This window comes from Devosia lucknowensis, from assembly GCF_900177655.1.
In the GTDB taxonomy this organism is placed as follows: domain Bacteria; phylum Pseudomonadota; class Alphaproteobacteria; order Rhizobiales; family Devosiaceae; genus Devosia; species Devosia lucknowensis.
In genome coordinates this window covers 903,330-918,866 of sequence record NZ_FXWK01000002.1, presented here as the reverse complement: position 1 = coordinate 918,866, position 15,537 = coordinate 903,330, and the positions used below count along the sequence as shown (strand labels likewise).

Annotated in this window: 11 protein-coding genes; 9 read left to right on the top strand and 2 right to left on the bottom strand. The window is 64.3% G+C overall.

Annotated features, from left to right (window positions below; all coding sequences use genetic code 11):
* Positions 1-54: 54 nt before the first annotated feature.
* The 3 genes from CCK88_RS16815 to CCK88_RS16805 are packed head-to-tail and all read left to right on the top strand — an operon-like array spanning position 55 to position 3,778.
* On the top strand, positions 55-981 hold the full coding sequence (locus tag CCK88_RS16815) for a carbohydrate ABC transporter permease (RefSeq protein WP_086471720.1): 927 nt from the start codon (positions 55-57) through the stop codon (positions 979-981).
* Positions 978-1,844 carry a carbohydrate ABC transporter permease gene (locus CCK88_RS16810; protein ID WP_086471719.1) on the top strand — a complete coding sequence of 289 codons (867 nt, stop codon included), beginning with the start codon at positions 978-980 and terminating at the stop codon, positions 1,842-1,844. Before CCK88_RS16815 ends, CCK88_RS16810 begins: the two co-directional genes overlap by 4 nt.
* 14 nt (positions 1,845-1,858) lie before the next feature.
* Positions 1,859-3,778 (top strand): glycoside hydrolase family 127 protein, encoded by a 1,920-nt coding sequence (locus tag CCK88_RS16805; protein WP_086472017.1) that lies wholly within the window; start codon positions 1,859-1,861, stop codon positions 3,776-3,778.
* A gap of 87 nt (positions 3,779-3,865) precedes the next feature.
* On the opposite strand, the gene CCK88_RS16800 is transcribed toward CCK88_RS16805, so the two are convergent.
* The gene (locus tag CCK88_RS16800) at positions 3,866-5,923 is read right to left on the bottom strand and encodes a prolyl oligopeptidase family serine peptidase (protein ID WP_086471718.1); all 2,058 of its coding nucleotides are present in this window, start codon (positions 5,921-5,923) and stop codon (positions 3,866-3,868) included.
* Between the two features lie 29 nt (positions 5,924-5,952).
* Positions 5,953-7,200, bottom strand: coding sequence for a metal-dependent hydrolase family protein (locus CCK88_RS16795; RefSeq protein ID WP_086471717.1), 1,248 nt, complete (start codon positions 7,198-7,200; stop codon positions 5,953-5,955).
* Positions 7,201-7,494: 294 nt separating this feature from the next.
* On the opposite strand from CCK88_RS16795, the gene CCK88_RS16790 reads away from it, so the two are divergent.
* The 6 genes from CCK88_RS16790 to CCK88_RS16765 all read left to right on the top strand — a co-directional run bounded on the left by CCK88_RS16790 (position 7,495) and on the right by CCK88_RS16765 (position 15,532).
* Complete coding sequence (locus CCK88_RS16790; protein WP_244557572.1) at positions 7,495-9,234, top strand: ABC transporter substrate-binding protein; 1,740 nt, start codon at positions 7,495-7,497, stop codon at positions 9,232-9,234.
* Between the two features lie 70 nt (positions 9,235-9,304).
* Positions 9,305-11,149, top strand: coding sequence for a dipeptide ABC transporter ATP-binding protein (locus CCK88_RS18840; protein WP_086471715.1), 1,845 nt, complete (start codon positions 9,305-9,307; stop codon positions 11,147-11,149).
* Positions 11,146-12,084: an ABC transporter permease gene (locus CCK88_RS16780; protein WP_086471714.1), complete on the top strand. Its 939-nt coding sequence runs from the start codon at positions 11,146-11,148 to the stop codon at positions 12,082-12,084. The genes CCK88_RS18840 and CCK88_RS16780 overlap by 4 nt, the downstream gene beginning before the upstream one ends.
* A complete protein-coding gene (locus CCK88_RS16775) occupies positions 12,081-13,037 on the top strand; it encodes an ABC transporter permease (RefSeq protein ID WP_086471713.1) in 957 nt (318 codons plus the stop codon). Before CCK88_RS16780 ends, CCK88_RS16775 begins: the two co-directional genes overlap by 4 nt.
* A gap of 2 nt (positions 13,038-13,039) precedes the next feature.
* The gene (locus CCK88_RS16770) at positions 13,040-14,323 is read left to right on the top strand and encodes an NAD(P)/FAD-dependent oxidoreductase (RefSeq protein ID WP_086471712.1); all 1,284 of its coding nucleotides are present in this window, start codon (positions 13,040-13,042) and stop codon (positions 14,321-14,323) included.
* Positions 14,324-14,365: 42 nt separating this feature from the next.
* Positions 14,366-15,532, top strand: a complete 1,167-nt coding sequence (locus CCK88_RS16765) for a pyridoxal phosphate-dependent aminotransferase (RefSeq protein WP_086471711.1) — start codon at positions 14,366-14,368, stop codon at positions 15,530-15,532.
* Positions 15,533-15,537 lie beyond the last annotated feature (5 nt).

Here is a 15,537-nt window from a genome sequence, read left to right as displayed (position 1 = left end):
CCGGGTGGGGGTGTTCCCACCCGTACCGAGCCTCGCCTGTAGCCGGAGCCGACCATGACCATCACCGCCGCCTCGCCTCTTGCGACCGCAACGGCTCCCCGCCTCCGCGGCTCCGCGCGTCGACAATGGTTGGGCCTTCTCTACATTGCCCCGGCCGTGGCGCTGGTCATTGTCTTCTTTATCGCTCCGGTTGTGTTCACCGTCTGGATGAGCTTTCACAACTGGCCACTCCTGGGGTCGCCGAGCTGGATCGGGCTTGGCAACTACACGCGCATGCTGACCGACAACCGCTTCCTGTCGGCGCTGAGTTTCACCGGCTATTACACCGTAATCGTCACCATCGCCATTTTCGCGCTGGCCTTCCCGCTGGCCCTGTTTGTCGAGCGCGAGCGGCGCGGCGTCGGCGCCTACCGCACCATCTTCTTCATGCCGGTCGTGGTCGGCCTCGCCACCGCTTCGCTGCTCTGGGTGTGGCTCGCCAATGTCGACAGCGGGCTTTTCAGCCCCATCCTCAGGATGTTCGGCGTCACTGGACGCAGTGCCAACCTGCTTGCCACCTTCGACGGCGCCTTCTGGACCATCATCGTCATGGTGGTGTGGAAGATCGTGGGTTTTACCATGATCATCCTGCTTACCGGCCTCCAGTCCATCCCGACCGACCTCATCGAGGCGGCCCGCATCGACGGTGCCACCGCCTGGCAGCGCTTCCGCATGATCACCCTGCCGCTGATGCGCCGCACCCTGGCGCTGGCGCTGATCCTCTCAGTCACCGGCTCGGTGCTGGCCTTCGATCAGTTCTACATCATGACCTCGGGCGGCCCCCAGAACCGCATGATCTCGGTGGTCTACTACATCTTCAACCAGTCCTTCGTGTCCTTCCAGCTCGGCTATGGCTCGGCGCTGTCCATCGCGCTCCTCGGCATCCTCGTCGCGCTCTCGGTCATCCAGCTCTGGCTCCTGCGCGAGGACGAAGACAAATGACCGACTTTGCCAACGCCCCCATCCGCGGCCGCAAACGCCTGGGAAATATCGGCTTTCACGCCTTTGGCGTCCTCGCCTCGTTCTTCTTCCTTGCGCCGTTCATCTGGGCCGGCCTTGCCTCGCTGCGCCCGGGCGCAGAAGCCGCGACCCCGCCGCTGCCGCCCTGGCCGACCACGGGCATCAGCTTCGACAATTATGCGACGCTTGACCTCTTCGGCGCCGGCATCTGGCAGCACACCGTCAATTCGCTGCTGGTGTCTCTGGGCACGGTCGTCCTCACCGTCCTTGTCTCGGTGTTGGCCGGCTACGGTTTTTCCCGCTTCCGCTTCCCGCTCAAGAATGTCTTCTTCGTCTTGATCATCGCCACGCTGATGATCCCCTTCCAGTCGATCCTCACCCCGCTCTTCATCATCCTGGCGCGGCTCGGGCTCAACAATTCGCTTGTCGGGCTGATGCTGGTCTATGTCACCCTGCAGTTGCCCTTCTCTGTGTTCATGATGCGCAACGCCTTTGACGCCGTGCCGCGCGAAATCGAGGAGGCGGCCCGCATCGATGGCGCCAACGACTGGACGCTTCTGGTTCGCGTGCTCTTGCCGCTGGTAATGCCCGGCATTGCCACTGTCGGCATCTTCGCCTTCCTCAACGCCTGGAACGAGTTCCTTGCGGCGCTGATCCTGCTTTCCGACAACGACAAATACACCCTGCCGGTGCTGATGACCGCCGTCCGTGCCGGTCGGCTCGGCGCCATCAACTGGGGAGCGGTGCAGGCGGGCGTCATGGTCATGACCATCCCCTGCCTCGTCGTCTTCCTCCTTCTGCAACGCTACTACATGCGCGGCCTCATGGCCGGCGCCGTCAAATGACCATGGAAAGCCAAATGACCCCTTTGAGCACACGTCAGTTCCGTCCCCTGCCCGTCCCCTCCGTCACCGTTGGCGGCTATTGGGGCGACTGGCAGGACGCCGTCTGCGACCATACCGCCGCCATCCTGCTCGATCGCTGCGTGGAAGCGCGCATGCTCGAACAGGTTAACCCCGATGTGCCGAGCCCGGGCATCGTCATTCCCATCATCCACTGGCTCGGCACGCCGCAGATGTTCTGGGACAGCGACCTCGGCAAATCGATCGAGACCATCGCCTATTCGCTCTATCGCAAGCCCAACCCGGAGCTTGAAGCCCGGGCCGATGCCATCATCGACATGTACGAGAAGCTGCAGGACGAGGACGGCTACCTCAATTCCTTCTTTCAGCGCATCAAGCCCGAATGGAAGTGGACCAATCTCAGGGATTTCCACGAGCTCTACTGCGCCGGCCACATGATCGAAGGCGCGGTTGCCTATTACCAGGCCACCGGCAAGCGCAAGTTTCTCGACGTCATGTGCCGCATGGCCGATTACTGCGTCAGAAAATTCGGCAAGGGCCCGGGCCAGGTGCCCGGCTATTGCGGCCACGAGGAAATCGAGCTGGCCCTGGTCCGGCTCGCCCGCGTTACCGGCAACCAGGCCTATATGGACCTGGCGAAATTCTTCGTCGACGAGCGCGGCCAAGCGCCCAACTTCTTCATCGAGGAAGCGGTCGCCCACAATCGCGATCCCAAGGGCGTCCAGAAGAACACGCTCGAATACAACCAGTCCCATCTTCCGGTGCGCGAACAGACCAAGGTGGTCGGCCATGCCGTGCGCGCCATGTATCTCTATTCGGCCATGGCCGACCTTGCGACCGAATACAATGACGACAGCCTGACCGCCGCGCTCGAAACGCTCTGGGCCGACCTTACGCAGAAGCAGATGTATATTACCGGCGGCATCGGCCCGGCTGAATCCAACGAAGGCTTCACCGACTATTACGACCTGCCCAATGACACCGCCTATGCCGAGACCTGCGCCTCTGTGGGCCTCGTCTTCTGGGCTTCGCGCATGCTCGGTCGCGGCCCCAAGCGCGTCTATGCCGATACCATGGAGCAGGCGCTCTACAACGGCGCCATCACCGGCCTCTCGACCGATGGCAAAACCTTCTTCTACGACAATCCCCTCGAATCCACCGGCAAGCACCACCGCTGGACCTGGCATGCCTGTCCCTGCTGCCCGCCCAATATCGCGCGGTTGGTGACCTCCCTCGGCTCCTACATCTACGCCGTCGCCGATGACGAAATCGCCATTCACCTCTACGCGCAGAGCGAGGCTCGCGTTGTCCTCGCCAACGGCGCCAGGTTCACCCTGACCCAGAATACCGACTACCCCTGGTCAGGCGCCATCGACATCGCCATCGAGCCAGAAACCGCGGCCCGCTTCGCCGTGTCCCTCCGCATTCCCGGCTGGGCCCGCGGCGCAAAACTCGCCGTCAACGGCCAGCACGTCGACCTCGCAGTCGATGCTGATGGCTATGCTCGGCTCGACCGCACCTGGCAGAAGGGCGATCGCCTTGCCCTCGACCTTCCGCTCGAGCCGCGCGTCCTGCGCGCTAATCCCCGCGTCCGTCAGGATGCCGGCCGCGTCGCCGTGATGCGCGGCCCGCTGGTCTATTGCCTCGAAGCCACCGACAATGGCACCGGCCTCAACTCCATCCTGCTCCAGCGCGGCCTCGGCCGGGCGGAAACCGCCGCTATCCCCGATCTGCGCGGTGCCATCGCCATCGATCTGCCGGCACTGCGCGAAAATGCCGAGACCTGGGGGGCAGACCTCTACGCTGAAAAGGCCGCTAACACCCAAACCACTACGGTCCGGCTGGTGCCCTATCATCTGTGGGACAATCGGGAGCCCGGCGAAATGCTGGTTTGGACACGGCAGGCGACGCAGTAGCGGGCGCATGGTGCCACGCCGATTTCGAGGTTTGTGCTCGAAATCGGCATCACCATCAAAAGCAGCTATCCGGCAGTGTGCTCCCGCCTACGACTTCAGGTGTCTCTCGAAGAAGGCCGCCAGTTTGCCGTAGGCGAAGCGGGTGAGGGTGCGGTCTTGTTTCGCCCAAGCGTGGCCGGTGCCGGGCAGTGAGACCAGCTCGAACGTCTTGCCCTGACGGATGAGCTTTTCAACGAGGGCCATCGTGTCGGCGTAGAGAACCACTTCGTCCTTGGTACCATGCAGGATGGTCAGGGCATCTTCGAGGCCGGCAGTATGGAACAGGGCCGACTGGGCCCGATAGCGTTCGATGTAGTCCTCCCCTTCGGTCAGGCCCATGATCCAGCCCTGCTCGGGATAGGCATGCCAGACATTGGTGGCCGGTGCCCCGGCAAAGCCCGCGGCATAAAAGCCGGGCTTCTTGAACAGCGACATCAGCGTCATGAGGCCGCCATAGCTCGAACCCCAGATGCCGACGCGCTTGGCGTCCGCATAGCCGAGCTCGCAAAGCGTCGTGACGCAATCGGCGATGTCCTCGATATCCTGCGTGCCATAGCTGTTGAGCATGGCGCGGTTCCAGTCCTTGCCGCGACCGAAGCTGCCGCGGATTTCGGGACTGACGACGACGAAGCCGCGAGACGCCAGATATTGGTCTATGCCCCAGCTTGGATGAGCCGCGCGGCCACCCCACTGGTTGAGCAAGCCATCGGAATAAACGGAGCCCACGACCATCGGATGGGTGCCGTTGGGCTCGAAGCCGTGAGGCAGCATGACGCGGGCCATGAGCTCTGCGCCATCGACGTGACTTTTGAAGGGGACGTAGCGCACGCTCGCCCATCTGCGCCCGGCAAAAGCGGGCAAGGGCGACTGGGTCACTTGATGGGGCGTGTCGGTCGTGCCGAGCGACTGCACGAAAAGTTCGGGCGGGGTCATGTCGTCGCTGAAGAGATCGGCGAAGACGGAAAAATCCGGAGCCAGGGTGGGCACATGGATGCCGGCCGGACCGGTGATACGCGTCACGTCACCACCCGTCATCCGGACCGAATAGAGGTGGCGTTCTGCCGGGTGCGCCTCGTTGGAAATGAAGTGAACCGTGCCTTTGGGATCGAGGAAGAACTCGGCGATCTCCCAGCGACCGGCCGTAATCGGCTCGAGCGCGCCACCGGCCCGTCGCAGGCGATGGAGGTGGTTGAACCCATCGGGATCGCTGAGGACGATAAGCCCATCGCCGTCCGGCGCGAAGGCGACCTGCCAGTCCGGTCGGATCTTTATGGGATCGTGGGCAGCATAAAATGTCGTCCGGGCGCCGGTTTCGGCGTCGAAGGTGAAGATCGTGTAGTTCTTGATCGAAAGATCGCTGCTGCTGACGAACACCGATTTGCCATCTGGCGAGACTCCATAGCCCCAGATGGCATCCTCCGCGTCCAAGCGGTCAAACCAGGTGACATCGCCGCCAGCGGCACTCACGAGGCCGACGCGGCGGCGCGTCAGGAGATCGCCGGGGAAGGCCCGTACGAACCGGTCCTTTCGCGCTTCGCCCTGAGCGTCGTAGGGAATTTCGATCTTGCGGGTATTGGTGTCGTCCGCCTCGACCAGCACGAGGCGGCCATCTGCCGTCCACTGGAAGGACTCGACGCCGACGAAGGTGGAGCCGCTCAGAATCGTTCTGGGCTGGCCTGCACCATCGGCCGCGACGACCACGAGGCTGTTGCCCGAGCGAAACGCCAGCACCTTGCCATCCGGCGACGCGGCCAGCGCGGTGATGCCGGAGCTTCCGATGGCGAGCGGCTGGATCGTGCCGCTCAGGTCCGTGCGATAAAGCTGGCCCGCCAAGACAAAGGCCAGCTGGTCGGCATTCACCCAGGCAAGCTCCGAGATCCCGGAGGGCTCGCCGCTGGTCCGGCCGGCGCCCAGATGGGTGACGCGCCGGCGCGTCTGGCTGTCCTTGTCCCAGACCCAGATGTCCTTGAAGGTGTGTCCCTCGTCGTTCCACAGGAAGGCCAGCCGCTCGCTGTCGGCCGACCAGGCCGGCGCGATCGGCAGGGTGCCGATGATGCTCGGTTCGCTGTAGAGCGTATCGAAGGTCAGCGGGTCTTGAGAAGTCATGGGCGGCACTCGCGCTGGAAAGGAAGGGCTCAGGCGGACTTGGCGCCGAGATCGGTCTTGTAGATCTGGCCTTCCTTCATGATCAGGCGCAGGTTTTTCTCGGGTTCGGTGAGGATGGCGATGTCCTTGAGCGGATCGCCGTCGACAACGATGATGTCGGCTGTGGCACCGGGCGCGATGACGCCCAGATCGGGGCGCTGAACGATTTCCGCATTGACCGACGTCGCCGACTTCAGCACGTCCACCGGACGCTGCACGCGGGCGCGGATGGTGAATTCCTGCAGCTGGGCAAATTCCATGTCGCCCATCAGGTCGGTGCCGAAGCCGAGTTTGACGCCTGCGTCCTCGCAAAGGCCGAGCATGACGATGCCGGCATCGTTGACCATGTTGAGCTTCTGCATGACATAGGGGGAAAGGCCAAGGCGCTCGCCGTGCTGTGCAGTCACTTCGTAGGCAACGAGCGTCGGCACGACGAAGGCATTGGCAGCGGCGACCATGCTGGCGGTTTCGCTGTTGATCAGGTTGGCGTGCTCGATGGTGCGGACGCCGGCGCGGATGGAATGGGCGATCGCTGCACTTTCATAGGCGTGCGCACACACATATTTGCCGCGCACCGAGGCTTCCCGCACCACGGTGCGGATTTCCTCTTCGCTATACTGGGGCACGTCGATGGCGTCCGTGGGCGAACCGACGCCGCCCGAGGCCAGTACCTTGATGTGGTCGGCGCCCTTGCGCAATTCGTTGCGGACGACGCTGCGCAGATTGTCGACACCCTCGACGATGCGGCAGGTGAAGTAGAAGGCGCTCGAATTGAGGTCGATATCGAGGCTTTCGTCGGTTGTGCTGCGGTGATCGCCGTGGCCGCCGATCTGGCTGAGCGCGGGCCCGCCGACGAAAAGACGTGGCCCTGGAATAAAGCCCCCGGCGATGGCATTGCGGATGCCGACATCGCCGCCGGCCACATCGCGGACGCTGGTAAAGCCGCGATCGAGCATCTTGCGGATGCGCGGCACGGCGCGCGCCGTCATCTCGGTGAGCGGGATGTTGCGGTCGTGCTCGGCGACGAGGTTGATGGCAAAGACATGGGCATGTGCGTCGATCAGGCCCGGCATCAGCGTGCGGCCGCCGACATCGTATTCGGTGACGCCCTTGCCGGAGATGGATTGATCGGTGACGGCCTCGATCCGGCCATCGACGACGAGCACGTTCATGCCCGGAATGGCTTCGTCACGGCGTCCATCGAACACGGTAGCGTTGGTTAAAGCAATGGCAGCCATATAAAAAATCCTCCGGCGCGCACGGGATGTCGGGCCGCGACCGGCCGATGTGCGGCGCTAATGTGTCGGCATCACCGGCAGCTGTAAAGTCGTTTGATCAAAAAATCACAAAACTGCCGAAGCGACTGTTGCACGCGCTTTTGCGGGATGCCCCGCGTTGACATCGCCACAACCGGGCCCCTACTATGCATGCGTTTGATCAAATGCTCAGACACTGGTCGCCGGCGCCTGAGGGGATGCTTAACTGCGATCACGGGGCTGAAGGGAACTGCCGCAAGGGCAGAAAGGGAACAAATGACACATCGCACATCTGCCAGGATGGCTCTGGCGGGCCTGACGCTCGCCTTGTTGGGATCGACGGGCGTACTGGCGCAGGATGCCCAGACCGGCGGTACGCTGCGCGTGCTGGGCACCGCCGAAATCGACCGCTTCGACACCGTGCCGCCGGCCACGGCGGACACCGGCAGCTTCTTCCGCGCCGTCACCCGCCAGCTGATCAACTTCGCGGCCTCCAACGACGCCGACGAGCAGATCGCGCCGCAGGCCGACCTTGCCGACAGCGTTCCCGTGCCCACCGATGAGGGCCTGACCTACACGTTCAAGCTGCGTCAGGGCGCCAATTGGGATGCGCCTGATGGAGCGCGCCAGATCGTGGCGGCCGACATCGAGCGCGGCTTCATGCGCATCTGCAATCCCTCGCTGCCCAATCCGGCCGTGTCCTATTTCGAAGACCTGATCGTTGGCTATGCCGAGTTCTGTGCCGGCTTTGCCGACGTCGAGCCGACCGTCGAGGCCATGAAGGCCTATATTGAGGCCGGGGACGTCGAAGGCATCGAAACGCCCTCGGACGACACGGTTGTCTTCCGCCTCAAATATGCGGCCAACGACTTCATCTATCTCCTCACCCTGCCGGTCACGACGCCGGCGCCGGTGGAAGTGCTCGACTACCTTCCCGACAGCCCGGAATATCGCGAGAACTTCATTTCGAGCGGCCCCTACACCATCGACTCCTACACGCCCGATACGCAGGTGACCCTGGTGCGCAACCCGGCCTGGCAGGCCGAGAGCGATCCGCTGCGCAAGGCCTATGTCGACACCATCGAGGTTGTTGCCGGCGTTCAGCCCGATGCCGCCATGCAGCAGCTGCAGTCGGGCGACGGCGACATGCTCTACGACATCAACGTGCCGCCGGTGACGGTGCAGATGCTGACCATGCAGGGCGACGAGAAAATCTCGACGCTGGCCGAAGGCAGCTCGCGCATGATCTGGATCAACACCGTTTCGGAAAACAATGATGGGGCGCTGCGCGATCCGCTGGTGCGCCAGGCGCTGAACTATGCCGTCAACAAGGCCGCCATCGTCCAGCAGCTGGGCGGGCCCGAATTTGCGACGCCGCTCAACGGCATCTTCCCGCTGGGCATTCTGGGCCACCACGATTTCGCGCCCTATCCGACCAACAACAATGAAGGCGACCCGGCCAAGGCAAAGGAGCTTCTGGCACAAGCCGGCTATCCCGATGGCCTGTCGTTGAAGATGCCGTTCCGCAATGCCGGCAATGGCGCGGCGGAGGCCCAGGTGCTGCAGGCGAGCCTTGAAGCCGCCGGGTTCAAGGTCGAACTGGTGCCGACCCCGGCTTCGGATTTCTACCCGCGCCTCATCACCAATTTCGACAACGCGCTCAACGGCGTGTGGGATCTCGTCCCATCGGGCTGGTCGCCGGATTGGCCGGGTGGCGCAGCGCGCTCGATCTTCCAGCCGCAATATACCTATGACGGCACCCACGGCACCTTCAACTTCTCCGACTACAACAACGAAGAGGCCAACGAGATCGCCGCCAAGGCACTGGCAACGTCCGATCTCGAGGAAGCAGCCAAGCTCTGGAACCAGGTCGATGAAATCGTCATGGCCAACCCGCCCACCGTGCCGCTGATCTCGCAGACCACCGTTCTCTATCACGGTGCCGCAGTGCAGAACTTCCTGCCCTATGCCGCTGGCGGCAATGGCGACTGGACCAATGTCTGGCTGAGCCGCTGATCGCGACACCAATCCCAGGAGGCCGGCGCAACCGGCCTCCCCACTTCAGGCCCGGGCGACCTCTCCGTTCATGACCGTTCTTTCCGTTCGTCACCTCACCATCGACATTCCGACCGGCGATGGGCATGTCCACGCCGCCCGGGACGTGTCCTTCGACGTGGCAGCCGAGGAGCTGTTCGGCATTGCCGGAGAATCCGGCTCGGGCAAGAGCGTCTTGTCCCAGGCCATCATGGGCCTGTTGCCCGGCGCCGTCATTTCGGGCGAAATAATCTTCGAGGGAAAGAACCTGCTCGATCTCCCGGCCAGGGACATGCAGCGGCTGCGCGGCAACCGGATTGCCATGATTTCGCAGGATCCGCTTTCGAGCCTGCATCCCTTCTACACTGTCGGCGCGCAGATCGTCGAAGCCATCCGCACCCATCGCCAGGTGAGCGAGGCCGAAGCGCTGCGCGAAGCCGTCGACATTCTGGGCCGCGTCGGCATCCACGATCCCGACAAGCGCGTCCACGATTATCCGCATCAGTTTTCCGGCGGCATGCGCCAGCGCGTCATGATCGCCATGGCCATTGTCTTGCGCCCGGCTTTGCTGATTGCCGACGAGCCGACCACGGCCCTCGACGTCACCGTGCAGGCCCAGATCATCGCGCTCCTCAACGAGATGCGGCGCGAACTGGGCACGGCCATCATCATGGTGACGCACGATCTCGAATTGCTCTCGTCCATCGCCGATCATGCCATGGTCATGTATGCCGGCAATCGTATGGAGAGCGGCCCGGGCGACGCAGTGCTGACCGCGCCGGCGCACCCCTACACATTGGGCCTCCTGCGCTCGTCGCCCAGCCACGAGACGCGCGGCGCCCTGCCCTCCATTCCCGGCCAGCCCCCGAGCCTCCTTCTCGAGCAGAAGGCCTGCGCCTTCGCGCCACGCTGCGCCGCCGCCATGGATATCTGCCGCAAGGAGCGCCCGCCGCTGCGCAGTTTCGCCGATGGCACGCGCTCGCTTTGCTGGCTCGAAGCCAAGGCGTCGGACACCCCCGCCGCCCTTCCCGCCGCTCCCGATCAGGCGCCCGCCCTGGCGCAGGACTCCGATATCGTCGTCAAGGTGTCCGACGTCCGGCTCACCTATGGCGGCCGTTCGCTGTTTGGAAAGAACATCAATCTCGAAGTGCTCAAGGGTGTCAGCCTTGAACTGCCGCGCGGCAGGACGCTCGGCATCGTCGGTGAAAGCGGCTGTGGCAAGTCGACCCTGGCGCGCATCATCGCTGGCCTGCTGCCGCCCACGTCGGGCGACGTGACCATCGAAGGCCAGAGCGTTCTCGGCCTCGACCGGCGCGACTGGATCGAGATGCGCAAGCGTGTGCAGATGGTCTTCCAGGACCCGTTCGGCTCGCTCAATCCTCGCCGCCGCGTTGGTTCGATCATCGGCGGCCCCTTCCGCATCCAGAAGGTCGCCCACGGCGCCGCCCGCAAGAACAAGGTGCGCGAGTTGATGGAGATCGTCGGGCTCAACCCCGAGCACTACAATCGTTTCCCCTCCGAATTCTCCGGCGGCCAGCGCCAGCGCATCGGCATTGCCCGCGCCCTGGCGCTCAATCCCTCGATCATCATTTTCGACGAGCCGGTCTCCGCCCTCGACGTCTCCATCCAGGCGCAGATTCTCAATCTCATCGCCAGGCTGCAGCGCGAACTGGGACTGTCATACCTGTTCATCTCCCACGATCTGGCGGTCGTCCGTCATGTCAGCTCCGAAATCCTCGTCATGAAGGCGGGCCAGGTGGTCGAGCGCGGCGAGACCGAGACGCTCTACCATCACCCCCAGCATCCCTATACGCGCGAATTGCTGGCGGCGGCCGATCCGCACTATCGCAAGAGCGGCGGCCTTGCCGATCCGCTGTCGTCGGGAGCCACGCCATGAGCGCCGAAATCAAGCAGCGCGGCTCGCTCGAGCTCACCCTGCGCCGCCTCCTCGCCGACCGCGCCGGCCTCTTGGCCATGCTGTTCATCATCGCCTTGGTGGCCGCGGCAATCGGCGCCGACGGCATCGCGGCATTGACCGGCCACGGCCCCACCGCGCAGTTCCTCGATATCGGCCTCACCCCCACCGGCCTGCCCGTGCCGCCCGGCGGCGAATTTCTCTTCGGTACCGATCAGCTGGGGCGCGACGTCCTTGTTCGCCTGGCCCACGGGGCCCGCATTTCCCTGGCCATCGGCCTTGTCGCCTCGCTGCTGGCCGCGATGATCGGCGTCACCGTCGGCCTCGTCGCCGGTTATTTCGGCGGCTGGATCGATGTGGTCCTTGGCCGGCTGATGGATCTTGTCATGAGCATCCCTGTGCTGCTCTGCATGCTCTCGCTGGTGGCCGTGTTCGGCCCCAGCCTGCCACTCAGCCTCACCGTCATTGTGTTTTTTTCCTGGACCACCATGGGTCGCGTCATCCGTGGCCAGGTGCTTTCGCTCAGGGAACGCGAATTCGTCACCGCCTCGCGCTCGATGGGCGCCGGGCACCTGTCGATCATGGTCACCGACATCCTGCCCAATCTGGGGGCGCCGATCATCATCTATACGACCATGATGGTGCCCACCTCGATCATCTTCGAGGCAACCTTGTCCTTCCTCGGCCTGGGCATCGTGCCACCGGCGCCCAGCTGGGGCGGCATGCTGGCGGAGGCCGCCAACAATTCCATCTACATGTTCGCCTGGTGGCTGGTGCTTTTCCCCGGCCTGGCGCTGCTGTTCACCACCCTGTCCTTCAATATCCTGGGTGACGCCCTGCGCGACGCGCTCGATCCCGCCAGCATGCGTCACAAAGCGCTCAAGAAGAAAAAGACGTCCGTGAGGAGCGCGCCATGATCCGTTTCATCGCCAGCCGCATCGGCTTTGCCGCACTTGTCCTCGTGATGCTGAGCGGCTTTGTCTTCACGCTGTTCTTCGTCGCCCCCGGAGATCCGGCCCGTGTCGTCGCCGGCGAGCGCGCGACAGAAGCCCAGGTGGCGCAGGTGCGCGAAAACCTGGGCCTCGATCGCCCGATCTTCGAGCAATATCTCAGTTTTGTAGGCCGCAGCCTCAGTGGCGATCTGGGCTATTCCTATCGCAACCAGCAGCCTGTGCTCGACCTCATCAGCAATCGCATGCCGGCGACCGTTTCGCTCTGCGTCGGCGCCGTCATCCTCTGGCTGCTCATGGGCATTCCCATCGGCATCATGTCCGCGCGACGGCCGGGCAGCCTTCTGGACCGCCTGGGCCAGGGTTTCGTCCTGATCGGAGTGAGCTTCCCCTCATTCGTGCTCGGAATGGCAGCCCTCTATTTTCTCTATTTCGTGCCGCGTCAGGCCGGCTTCACGCTGTTTCCACCGGGCGGATTCAAGCCGTTTCTCCCCAATCCCGGTCTCTGGGCCTGGCACCTGATGCTGCCCTGGTTCACGCTGGCCTTTACCTCGGCTGCCATCTATGCCCGACTGACGCGCGGCCAGCTGCTCGAGGTTCTGGGCGAGGACTATATCCGCACGGCGCGCGCCAAGGGCCTCTCCGAGCGCAAGGTCGTCTACAAGCACGGCGTGCGCTCGATCTTCTCGCCGCTCACCACCCAACTCGGCGCCGATATCGCCGCACTGCTGGGCGGAGCGCTGGTCACCGAGCAGGTCTTCGGCCTCCAGGGCATCGGCTCGCTGGCCGTGCAATCGGTGCAGACCCAGGACCGGCCGGTGATCATCGGCGTGGTCATGCTGGCCGGCTTCTTCATCGTCATCGCCAACCTGATCGTGGATTTTCTCTACATCCTGCTCGATCCGCGGATCCGGACCTGACCATGCCCAGCCCTGCCAAGGATACGCTCTGGACGCGCACCGCACGCCTGCCGGCGGAAACCGATGGGACGCCGCCGCAATCCGTCGACGTCGCCGTGATCGGCGGCGGCTTCACCGGCCTTACCGCGGCGCGCGAACTGCTTATTGCCGGACGCTCGGTTGCGGTCCTCGAGGCGGGCCAAATCGGCGCCGGCGCCAGCGGCATGAATGCCGGTTTCGTGGTTCCCAATTTCGCCAAGGCCGACCCCAATGCGGTACGGGCCAAGCTGGGCGAGCAGGGCGGCAACGCGCTGCTGCGGCTCGTGGGAGACGGCGCCAACGCGGTTTTCCGCACCATCGCGGAAGACGGTATCGACTGTGACGCTCGACAGGTCGGCTGGCTCAACCCGGCTTTCGGTGCTGCGAGCGCCGAAATGCTCCGGGCCCGCGCTGCCCTCTGGCGGGACCTGGGCCGCCCCGTCACCTTTCTTGATGCCGACGAGACCCGTCAGCAGACGGGCATGGACATCTATTCCGGCGCGCTGCTCGACGCGGAAGGCGGCACCATCCACCCGCTCGATTATCTGCGGGGCCTCGTCCAGTCCGTCCGCCGTCGCGGCGGCACCGTTCACGAGGGGCAAAGCGTCGACAAGGTCACCCGCGATGGCAGCGGCTGGCGCCTCACCACGCGCTCAGGCGCGACGCTGATCGCCAAAAAAGTGCTTCAGTGTACCAATGCATTTACAATGGGCATCGCCGCGCGCATGGGCCGCTCGACCGTGCCCCTGCGTGTCTATCAGATCGCGACCTCGCCGGCGGATGCCGACACAGTCCGACGCATCGCGCCCGAAGGCCGGCCCGTCGGCGATACGAGGCAAAACCTCTTTACCTATCGGCTCGACCGCGACAATCGCCTGATCAGCGGCGGTATGGCGGCCATCCCGTTCGGCGCTTTTGACCGTCTTGGCCGCACCGTCGCCGAACGGCTCAGTAGCGAACTCGGCCTGCCACAGGCCGTCACGCCCGAAGTGGTATGGACCGGCGTCGCCGCCATGACGCCCGATTTCCTGCCGCGGCTCTACCAGATGGATGACGGCTGGTTCGGTGGTATCGGCTGCAATGGCCGCGGCATCGCCATGACCGCCCAGCTGGGCCGCGTCCTGGCCCGCGCTGCCCAGGGCGAAGACCCCGACCAGCTGCCCATTCCGCTGCGGCCACTGCGCCCGCTGCCCTTCCATCGTTTTACGCCCATCGTCGCCTCGGCTGCGCTCATCCAGGCCCGTCTCAAGGACAGGTTCGCCCGATGATCGCACGCCCGCACGACCACGACTGCCGTCAGGATATGTGACATGAAGCAACTCGCCCGCCGCATCACCGGCACTTCGAAAAAATCCTTCGGCATGTATGCGCGCGCTGCCGCAAGCGGCCGCGAAGACCTGATCCATATGGAGCTGGGCAAGCCGTTCGCCGACACGCCCCAGCACATCAAGGATGCCACCATCGCCGCCATTGAGGATGGCAAGGTGCACTATTCGGACCTGCCCGGCATATTGCCCCTGCGCGAGGCCATTGCGCAAAAGCTGGCGCGACAGAACGGCATGGAGGTTTCGCCCGACGAGGTCGTCGTCACCAATGGCCTGACCCACGGCTCCTATGCCGCCCTCATGGCCTTTATCGACGACGGCGACGAAGTCATCCTGCTCGAACCCTACTATCCGCAACATATCGGCAAGATCGAACTGGCCGGCGGTGTACCGGTGCCGGTCCCGCTCGACGCGGCCAATGACTACGCCATCGACGCTGCCCGCATCGAGGCCAGCGTCACGCCGCGCACCAAGATGATCGTGCTGATCAACCCGTGCAATCCGACCGGGCGCGTCTATTCGCGCGAGGAACTGACGGCGCTGGCCGACATCGCCATCCGCCACGACCTGATCGTGGTCTCGGACGAGGTCTACGAGGAAATCGTCTATGACGAGGCCAGGCACATCTCCATCGCCTCCCTGCCCGGCATGGCCGAGCGCACGGTCACGCTCTTCGCCTTCACCAAAAGCTATGCAATGGACGGCTGGCGTATCGGCTACCTCGCGGCGCCCGCGGCGGCGGTTGGCGCCATCCTCAAGATCACCGCCAATGACGTGACCCACGTCAACACCTTCATCCAGGAAGGCGCGCTTGCCGCGCTCAGCGGCGATCCCGCGATCCTCGCAGATCTCATTGCCGACGACCGCGCCAAGCGCGACCGCGTCGTCACCCGCCTCAACCAGATTTCCGGCATCACCTGCCCCTGGCCGCAGGGTACCATCTATGCCTTCCCCGACATTTCCGCCCTCGGTCTGCCGGCGCAGACCCTGGCCGAGCGCCTGATGGACGAAGCCGGCGTGGTCACCGAGGCAGGCAGCTTCTACGGCGCCGCCGGCGAAGGACGCCTGCGCGTTTGTTTCGGATCATTGTCCTTGGACGAGATCGATACGGCGCTGGACCGCATGACCGCCTTCGTCCGGCAGCTTGGCTAGCGGTA